Genomic DNA, 8,646 nt, shown 5'->3' with positions numbered 1-8,646 from the left:
GTCTAACTTTTTGGGGTCAGTACATTTTGTCCCGACCTCTTTTTCTAGATTAAACTTTTTGGAGTCCTTGGACAGCATCATGATTGATGAGTAGTTGCCCATATTCTTGGAGGACAGAACGACTGATATCACTATCATCCGCAAATTCACGCATACGTGCCAACAACCAAGCTGGATAAAGGCTAGGTTGATCTTCTACATCAACTAAGACTGTCAGAAAGTACTGATCATTCATCTTGTAGAGTTCTGAAGTTTCCGTTTGGTAGTCAATCGTTTTGGCAAAAGAAACCAAACTAGATAAATCGTCAAAACGTAAGATGTAGTAGATATACGGTTCTCTTTTTCCTTCTTCTACTTCGAGAGCTTCATTAAGCGCTGCTTCTTCCTCTTTCTCAACCTGCTCTAAAGATTGGATAGCTTCAATATCATCTTTAGTTTTTTCTGCCATGGTTTTCTCCAAGGTTTTTAAAAACTCATCTGGAGACATTTTAGCCAACTCATCCATATCAGGAAGATCTGCCAAATCGTCAAAATCTAAATTCTGGTCGATCTTAGATTTTGTCACAAAAACATCAACCTTGTCTGGCTTAGGTGTTACTCGGAAGCTGAGCATACCTGTATCCAAGAAGCTATCTGGCATCTCTAGCTCATCCAAGATTGCATAGAAAAATTCTTCTGTTTTCTCTTGTGGAACGAGAAAGTCTGCGATTTCCATCCCTCGATCCATCAAATCCTCTAAAGACATGGTGATCTTTAATGTCGTATCACTGATTTGTTTCATTTTCATAGTTCGTAACCTCATACTTTCAGTTCTATCTATTATACAAGATTTCACAGATTTTATCAAAAGAATGGCGTTGGAATGTGATATAATACTAGTATCTATTTTAGAATATAAGAAAGAAAATTTCATGAAAAATATTAAAGTAAATGCTTTGGCTAGCTTGCTGGTCAATATCTTAAATATCGTTTTTCCTTTGATTACTAATCCCTATCTAACACGGATTCTTAGTAAATCCAATTACGGTTACTTCAACACTGCCAACACCTGGGCAAGCTTTGTCATTCCACTTGCTGCCTTTGGGATTTACAATTATGGGATTCGAGCTATCAGTAAGGTTAAGGATGATAAGAATAAGATCAATTATGTCTTTTCTAAGTTATTCTATATTTCCCTGATTACTTCAATTCTGACAACAGCTATCTATTTCCTCTTTATTCACTTTGATACCAGTATTGTCAATCTAAAAATCCTTTACTACATCCTTGGCATCCAAGCTCTCTTCCAATTTCTGAATATCGAGTGGATGAATGAAGCCTACGAGAATTATTCCTTTATCCTTTATAAAACACTGATTATTCGGATTGGAATGTTGGTGGCTATCTTTGCCTTCGTCAAGACACCTGATGACATCGTTCCTTATGCTTGCATCATGAGTGCGACAACTATCATCAACTATCTACTCAGCTTCCTCTGGATTAAACGAGAGGTCTCCTTTGTTAAGATTGAGTTCATCGAACTTCTCAAGTCATCTAAACCACTCTTAACCATGCTCCTTCTGGCAAATGCTAATATGCTCTATACCTTGCTGGATCGTATGTTCATCACTAAAGGACCTGATGAGAATTTCATCTCTTACTACACCATCGCCTCCAGTATCGTTATGCTGATTGCTAGTGTTCTTAGTGGCGCTATCAACGTCAGTATCCCACGACTTGGTTATTATCTAGGAAAAAAAGATTTTACTTCTTATAAAAATTTGGTCAATCAGGGTGCATCACTGTTTTACTTCCTCATGGTCCCTACCAGTATTGGTATTATGGTTTTAGGAACCTATGCTACAGTTATCTACTCTTCTGAGAAGTATCTAGAAGCAGGAATCGTAACGAGTGTCTTTGCCTTTCGTACCATTATCTGGGCTATCGAATTAATCCTTGGAAAACAGATTATCTTTATTAATGACCATGAAAATCGTTTGACCGCCTTCTACTTTATCGGTGGCGGTGTCAATGTCATTCTAAACTCTCTACTCCTTTTTAACAATATCTATACTCCAGCATACTACATTGGGACAACCATTATAGCTGAATCAATTGTAGTTCTGCTAGAAATTCGCTTTATTCAGAAGCATAAACTATTGGATTTGAGAGAGATTTTTACAACCTTGGCTCGCTACACAATCGTGTCACTCGGTTTCATCCCAATTTATTATGTTTTTAAAATCCTCTTCCAAGTTTATAGCTATGAAGTTACGATGAAGATGATTAGCATGGTTCTATGCACAATTGTTGCTTGCGGCATCTATTACGCTATCACACTCTTTATTATCAAAGATAAAACACTTCATTATGCACTTGACCTAGTTCGTGCAAGGATTAAAAGAGGATAAAGGTCTGTATCCCTCTCAAAAGTGTTCAGATTAAATATTATGCAACAAAAAGAAGACCTTACAGAGTCTTCTTTTTTCTATACGGTCCACACAATAAATACTCACTCAATAAACTTGTTAGAGCATACGAAGTCAAGACAACACCGACCTAGCTTTAAAAAATTTAGAAAGAGTATCACTTACAAATCTACTGTTAGTACCTTCCCAGCTCTCACGACTTGCTCACCTGCAATGTAGACGTCATCAACATCACTGGATTTGACAGCATATACTAGGTGAGACAGCATGTTTTCTTGAGGTTGGAGATGGATTTTTCCTTGCGGTTGGATAACGAGAAAATCTGCTTGCTTGCCGACTTCTAGGCTACCAATCTCATCTTCCATTCCTAGTACCTTAGCTCCTTCAATCGTCAGTGCCTTGAGAGCAGTTTCAATAGGAAATTGACTGGCATCACCGCTCTTCATTTTCTGTAAAAGGGCCGCCGTGCGTCCTTCCTCAAACATATCGAGATTATTGTTAGAAGCAACTGAGTCCGTCGCGATACCAACTGGAACACCTGCTTTTTGTAATTGAATGATTGATGCAATTCCCGAAGCTAGTTTGAGATTGCTGATAGGATTGTGGGCGATAGCGACTTGCGAATCTGCCAAGCGGGTAATTTCTGCTTCATTTAACTCCACACCGTGGGCAAATACAGCCTGATGATCTAAATAGCCAAGTTCATCTAGAAAGGCTATTGGACGTTTGCCATAACGTTTCAGGATAATCCCTGACTCTTCTTTTGTTTCTGCCACATGAATATGAAGTGGAATATCTTCTTCTTTTGCTAGGTTCAAACTAGCCTCTAACAATTCTCGACTACAACTGTAGGGCGAATGAGGAGCCACCATAACCTTGAAATTGGGATCCTGATAGCCTTTGATTGTCCCGATGACAGCACGAGTTTTTGCTATAGTCTCATCTGTGGTCTCCATGTCTGAAGAAAAGAGAGTTGGAGAAAAATAGCAACGCATCTTGGATGCCTTGACTGCTTCATAAATCTTCTCTATCTCTACTCCATTCGGATTGTACATATCATCGAAAGTTGTCGTTCCTGACTGGAGCATCTCTGTTAGCGCCTCTTTGACGGCTTTTGTAGTCATCTCTGGTGTAAATTCTGCTTCTGCTGGCCAGATATAGTCTTCTAGCCATTCGTGGAGATTGCTATCATCACGAATCCCCCTCAAGCCTGTCATGGCAGAGTGGGTATGGCAGTTAACCAAACCAGGCATAATCCAAGCACCCTGATAGTCTATGATTTGATCTGCTTGCTTGAGAATTTCTTGATTTTCCTGACCGACATAGACGATTTGAGAATTTTCAAGAGCTAAGATACCATCCAGGTAGACATGAAAATCTTGGTCACAAGTCACGATATTTACATGCTGAAAGACTTTCATCAATAGGCTCCTTTTCTAAATTATACTCTTCGAAAATCTCTTCAAACCGCGTCAACGTCGCCTTGCCGTATATATGTTACTGACTTCGTCAGTTTTATCCACAACCTCAAAACAGTGTTTTGAGCAGCCTGCGGCTTTTCCTAGTTTGCTCTTTGATTTTCATTGAGTATTAGCTTTCATACTAGATAATTTTTCTAGCTATTGTAACAAAAAAGTCACCCGAAGGCAACTTTTATTCTGTATTTGCTTATTTGCTTTATAAACGATTAAAAGTCTATTCTGGACTAAAAGCTGCTGCTTTTTGCATTTGATGGTATTTACCTTTTCTCGCCATGAGTTCCTGATGGCTACCATGTTCGACAATATCTCCATCAACCAAGACCAGAATCAAATCAGCATCCTGAATGGTCGACAAACGGTGAGCAATGATAAAGCTTGTTCGTCCCTTCATGAGTTTGGCAAAGGCATCCTGAACCAATACCTCGGTCCGAGTATCGATGGATGAAGTTGCTTCATCTAAGATAAGAATCTTAGGAATGGCTAGAAAGACACGGGCAATGGTTAAGAGTTGAGCCTGACCGACAGACAAGGATTCACCTGCATTTTCAAGCTTAGTATCGTAGCCCTTGGGCAACTGTTGGATAAAGAAATCTGCGTTGGCTGCCTTAGCTGCTGCAATAACCTGCTCTCGACTTGCTTCAGGATATCCAAAGGCAATATTGTCATGAATGGTTCCCTGCTTGAGCCAAGTTTCTTGGAGCACCATCCCAAACTGCTGTCGAAGAGAAGCTCGGGTATAGTCATAAATGGAGCGACCATCTAGCAAAATATCTCCTGAGTTAATCGGGTAAAAACGCATGAGGAGATTGATAAGGGTAGACTTCCCAGCACCCGTTGGTCCAACGATAGCAACCTTACTACCCGCTGGGATATCAATAGACAGATCCTTAATCAAGATTTTTTCAGGATTGTAACCAAAAGAAACATGTTTAAAGGAAATAGTTCCCTTGACTTCGTCGCTGTTCAATTCTTTAAGACCAGTTTCTGTAACCTCTGGACTTTTTAGAACAGCATAAACACGTTCTGCACAAGCTAAGGCGCTTTGCAACTCTGCTAAGACTGATGAGATATCATTAAAAGGCTTGGTGTACTGCTGCACATAGTTTAAAAAGGTTACCAATCGACCAACCGTCAAAGTAGAACCCGCCATGATGCGCAAGGCTCCAACACCAGCAAGTAGAGCATAAATGAGGGCATTGACAAAACGGGTAGAAGGATTGACTGTCGATGAATAAAAGATAGCCGACTGAGAATATTCTGCATAAGTATCATTTACCTCATGAAGTCTCTCGATAAATTCTTCCTGAGCATTGAAGGACTGGATAATGTTCTGTTGGGTGAGCGATTCTTCTATCAACTGAGTCTGAATCCCCCTAGTCTCTGTCTGCTTTTGAAAGAGATGGTAGGATTTCTTAGCGATAAAGCGTGAAATGATCATAGATAGAGGTGTTAAGAGCAGAACCAAAAGAGTCATCAATAGATGGATTTGGAGCATAGCAAGGATGCAGACCAAAATCATCAAAACTCCGATGAAAAATTGGTTGAAAATCATGTTCAGTCCCGCTGCCAACTGCTCGATATCTGTCGTTACACGGCTAACCATCTCTCCACTCCCCTGTCTATCTACTAGGGCAATCGGAAGACGATGGAGCTTTTCAATGATTTTTTCGCGCAAATCTCTGGTATAGGAGAAAATCAGCCGATTATAGAGGAGAGGATTGGCCCATTGTACCAGTGTATTTCCGATGACCACTATAATCATCTGGAGAAAAATCTGCCAAAATAGCTGAGATGAACCATCGACTAGAACTTGGTCAATCACCTGTCCAATCAAGATTGGTAGATAGATTGATAGGGCTACCTGAGCAATGGTACCCAAGAAAGCCAGGAAAAGAAGGACGGGATGGCCAGCTAAATCTTTTGCTAATCGTTTAAGGGTTTGACTTGCATGTTTGCCTTTCATTCTATTCCTCCTTTCCATGTTGAGACGCATTGATTTCACGATAGACTTGGCTAGTCTCCATCAATTCCTCATGATTTCCAAGTGCTAATTGTTCTCCTCTTTCCAAAAGAAGAATCTGATCTGCAATCTTCAAAGTAGAAGTTCGTTGGGAAATCAAAATCAAGCTAGTGTCAGGTAGGTTATCTTGAACAGCCTTCAGAAGATTGGACTCAGTAATGGTATCAAGAGCCGAGGTCGCATCATCCAAGATGAGGAATGGTGCTCGACGCAAGACTGCCCGGGCAATCGATAAACGTTGCTTTTGCCCACCTGAAAAATTACGACCACCTGCTTGAACCTCTGCGTCCAGCTGACCTTCCTTGTCACTGACAAAATCCTTGGCCTGGGCAATTTCTAAAGCCTGCCAGAGTTCTTGGTCAGATACTGTTTCTTCCATACCCAAAGTCAAGTTAGAACGAATGCTTCCCTTAAAGAGTTCAACTTTTTGAGGAACATAGGCCATCCAAGAACGCCATTCAGAAATATTACGAGGGCCACGTCCATCTCGATAAAGGGAAATACTTCCCTTATCTGCCGGATAAAGACCAAGTAGGACCTGTACCAAGGTCGACTTACCAGAACCAGTCCCACCTATTATCCCAAGAATCTCCCCCCGTTCCATATCAAAAGAAAGATTTCGCAAGGATGGTTGAGCTGCGTCTGGGTAGGTAAAGCTCAAGTGACTGACTTGTAATACTTGACGCCCAGGCACTTTTCCTGCTTGAATCTCAGAATGAATATCTTCAAGTTTTTCAGCGAAGACTTCCTCAATACGCTTAGCTGATATATAAGACTGGTTGAGTGAATTAATGAGCATGGCTAGTTTTATCAACTCTACCAAGATTTGCAGGAGATAGTTGATTAAGGCAATCAAGGCACCCTGACTGAGCCAGCCTCCCTGGATAGAAATATAACCATTCCAGATAATCACCAGCAAAGTTCCATTGACGATCAAATAGGTCAAGGGGGTCAAGAGACTGGACCAGTGTCCTGTTTTCATTTGGATAGCTGTATAAACTTGATTAAGTACTTGGAATTTCTCGATTTCTCGTTTTTCTTGGCCAAAGGCACGAATCACACGCATCCCTTGTATCTGTTGGCGTGTTTCCTGAACCAGCTGGTCTGTTTTCTTTCTCAAGCTACTGTAAAGAGGATTGACCAAACGTGACAGAACAACAATGACAAGGGTCAAAATGGCAACCATGACCAGAAACCAGAAGGTCAATTCAGGCGAGAGACGATAAGCCATAAAAATGGCACCAAAAACAATAATAGGAGCCCTTAAAAATAGGCGTAAAAATTGATTGATCCCTGTCTGAATCTGATAGGTATCTGAAGTCAAACGCGTCACCAAACTCGAGGTCGTTAAACGGTCTCTACTATCCTTGGGCAAGGAAAGAATATGACGATAGAGGTCATTGGTCAACTCCTTGGCAAATCCTACTGCTGCCTTGGCTGAGTAAAACTGAGCAACTAAGGCAACCAAAACGCCGATAACCGCAAAAACAAAGAGGAAACCCATTTGCATCCAGAGGTGACCCTGATCTTTTTTGGGGAGAGATTGGTCGACAATCCCAGCTATCACCATGGGAACCAAGAGTTCAAAAATGGCTTCTAGCAGCTTAAACAAGGGCGCTAGAAATGACTCCTTGAGGTAGGGTTTTAAGTAAGAAAGTAATTGTTTCATGTGTCCCTTCTATTTTCAAAATGAAGAAGGTGGAAAAACCACCATCTTTTTACTTATTCAAATATGGAAGCAGGTAGCCGTAGCCGGCTTCCTCCATTTCATCCTTAGCGATAAATCGTAAGGATGCAGAATTGATACAGTAACGGAGACCACCTAGTTCCTGAGGTCCGTCTGTAAAGACATGTCCCAAGTGAGCATTTCCTGAACGTGAACGAACTTCGATACGCTCCATACCATGACTCAAGTCCTGGTAGTAATGAATGAGTTCCTTGGAAATAGGACGGCTAAAGCTTGGCCAACCACAGCCTGAGGCAAACTTATCCTTGGCAAAGAAGAGGGGCTCACCAGTCGTGATATCGACATAAATTCCTTCCTCAAAAGTTTGGTCATAAGCATTGCTAAAAGGAGCTTCCGTCGCAGCTTCTTGCGTAACTCGGTAGGACTCTTCTGACAAACTTTCTCGTAAAATTGCCTGACTAGGCTTTTCATAGTTAGCAGCGTCTATCAGTGGTTTCTCTGCATCTCTCACATCGATATGGCAATAGCCACCAGGATTTTTCTTGAGGTAGTCTTGGTGATAGTCTTCAGCTAAGATATAGTGGCGAAGCTCCTCCACTTCCACTGCAATTTTACGACCGATGAGTAGTTCTTGTTCACGAACTACTGTATTGATAGTCGGTAAATCCTCTTCATCTTGATAATAAATCCCTGTGCGGTATTGACGACCACGGTCATTTCCTTGTTGGTTGACAGATAGTGGATCGATAACTCGGAAATAATAGAGTAAAATCTCACGAAGCGAGACTGCCTTTTCATCATAAATAACTTGAACAGTCTCTGCGTGATCTGTTTCTTTGATCAGTTGATAATTGGTGGTTTCTACCTGACCATTGGCATAACCAACACTTGTTTGCAACACTCCAGAAATACGGGAAAAGAATTCCTCTAAGCCCCAAAAACAACCACCTGCTAGATATATTTCTGCCATTTCAAATCCTCCTTGACCGTCTATCGGTCGATAAACACGGGAAACATTTCATACTCTTCGAAAATCTCTTCAAACCACGT

At 41.1% G+C, this 8,646-nt stretch carries 6 protein-coding genes; 1 reads left to right on the top strand and 5 read right to left on the bottom strand.

Translation table 11 applies throughout. The features are described from left to right. Positions 1–49: 49 nt before the first annotated feature. Positions 50–787 carry an adaptor protein MecA gene (mecA, locus tag HMPREF2728_RS09895; RefSeq protein WP_075227828.1) on the bottom strand — a complete coding sequence of 246 codons (738 nt, stop codon included), beginning with the start codon at positions 785–787 and terminating at the stop codon, positions 50–52. A 124-nt stretch (positions 788–911) separates the two neighbouring features. On the opposite strand from mecA, the gene HMPREF2728_RS09890 reads away from it, so the two are divergent. Continuing rightward, positions 912–2,390 (top strand): oligosaccharide flippase family protein, encoded by a 1,479-nt coding sequence (locus HMPREF2728_RS09890; RefSeq protein ID WP_075227827.1) that lies wholly within the window; start codon positions 912–914, stop codon positions 2,388–2,390. A 179-nt stretch (positions 2,391–2,569) separates the two neighbouring features. Here HMPREF2728_RS09890 and HMPREF2728_RS09885 read toward each other — a convergent pair whose 3' ends face one another. The 4 genes from HMPREF2728_RS09885 to msrB form a co-directional block, all read right to left on the bottom strand. Then, positions 2,570–3,829 carry a TRZ/ATZ family protein gene (locus HMPREF2728_RS09885; protein WP_075227826.1) on the bottom strand — a complete coding sequence of 420 codons (1,260 nt, stop codon included), beginning with the start codon at positions 3,827–3,829 and terminating at the stop codon, positions 2,570–2,572. 274 nt (positions 3,830–4,103) lie between these two features. Then, on the bottom strand, positions 4,104–5,852 hold the full coding sequence (locus tag HMPREF2728_RS09880; protein ID WP_075227825.1) for an ABC transporter ATP-binding protein: 1,749 nt from the start codon (positions 5,850–5,852) through the stop codon (positions 4,104–4,106). 1 nt (position 5,853) lies between these two features. Then, a complete protein-coding gene (locus HMPREF2728_RS09875) occupies positions 5,854–7,578 on the bottom strand; it encodes an ABC transporter ATP-binding protein (protein WP_075227824.1) in 1,725 nt (574 codons plus the stop codon). 49 nt (positions 7,579–7,627) lie between these two features. After that, positions 7,628–8,566 (bottom strand): peptide-methionine (R)-S-oxide reductase MsrB, encoded by a 939-nt coding sequence (gene msrB, locus HMPREF2728_RS09870; protein ID WP_075227823.1) that lies wholly within the window; start codon positions 8,564–8,566, stop codon positions 7,628–7,630. Positions 8,567–8,646: the final 80 nt, after the last annotated feature.

Origin of the sequence: Streptococcus sp. HMSC061D10 (assembly GCF_001808865.1) — a bacterium.
Lineage (GTDB): Bacteria > Bacillota > Bacilli > Lactobacillales > Streptococcaceae > Streptococcus.
Note: the sequence above shows the minus strand (reverse complement) of the source record. Positions and strands in the feature narration are given on the sequence as shown.

Coding starts and splice junctions, on each gene's coding strand:
- HMPREF2728_RS09890 (WP_075227827.1), top strand. CDS start 912: ATGAAAAATATTAAAGTAAATGCTTTGGCTAGCTTGCTGGTCAATATC.
- msrB (WP_075227823.1), bottom strand. CDS start 8,566: ATGGCAGAAATATATCTAGCAGGTGGTTGTTTTTGGGGCTTAGAGGAA.
- HMPREF2728_RS09880 (WP_075227825.1), bottom strand. CDS start 5,852: ATGAAAGGCAAACATGCAAGTCAAACCCTTAAACGATTAGCAAAAGAT.
- HMPREF2728_RS09875 (WP_075227824.1), bottom strand. CDS start 7,578: ATGAAACAATTACTTTCTTACTTAAAACCCTACCTCAAGGAGTCATTT.
- HMPREF2728_RS09885 (WP_075227826.1), bottom strand. CDS start 3,829: ATGAAAGTCTTTCAGCATGTAAATATCGTGACTTGTGACCAAGATTTT.
- mecA (WP_075227828.1), bottom strand. CDS start 787: ATGAAAATGAAACAAATCAGTGATACGACATTAAAGATCACCATGTCT.